The 349-nt window shown below is 63.6% G+C and carries 1 pseudogene; it reads right to left on the bottom strand.

Annotation, left to right across the window (positions count from 1 at the left end):
- A pseudogene (locus tag AAIR21_RS28050) lies at nt 1-314 on the bottom strand (hypothetical protein); the annotation flags it as partial.
- Between the last annotated feature and the right edge of the window lie 35 nt (nt 315-349).

Raw genomic sequence — 349 nt, 5'->3', positions numbered from 1 at the left:
ATACAGTTGCCACCTTCAGACGCACCGCTGGACACCCGGCTCAGCAGTATCTGCAGCTCGCCATCGGCAGGCACTATCACCGGCGGCAGCACCGGGCCGGGATTCATGCCCCGGACGGTGCGTCGCTCAACGAGCATCGGGTGATGTGCGGCATCGCTGAAGGTCAGGACCGGTCGCGGCGGAAGCATACAGGCTCCGGGGCCAGTGTTGTGTAACACCAGGGTCGTGCCGCTTTGCGACACTTCGTCGTAAACACCGCCCGGGTCATCGGTATGCACCGCAATATCTGTCGCCTCGCAGGGCAGTATCGACATGGTGTCCGCCCGGACCAGAGGCGTTAACAGCACGG

The sequence above is a fragment of the Enterobacter sp. PTB genome, from assembly GCF_051130085.1.
GTDB lineage: Bacteria > Pseudomonadota > Gammaproteobacteria > Enterobacterales > Enterobacteriaceae > Enterobacter > Enterobacter ludwigii.
The sequence above is the reverse complement of the archived record's forward strand: the minus strand, read 5'-3'. Positions and strand labels throughout refer to the sequence as shown.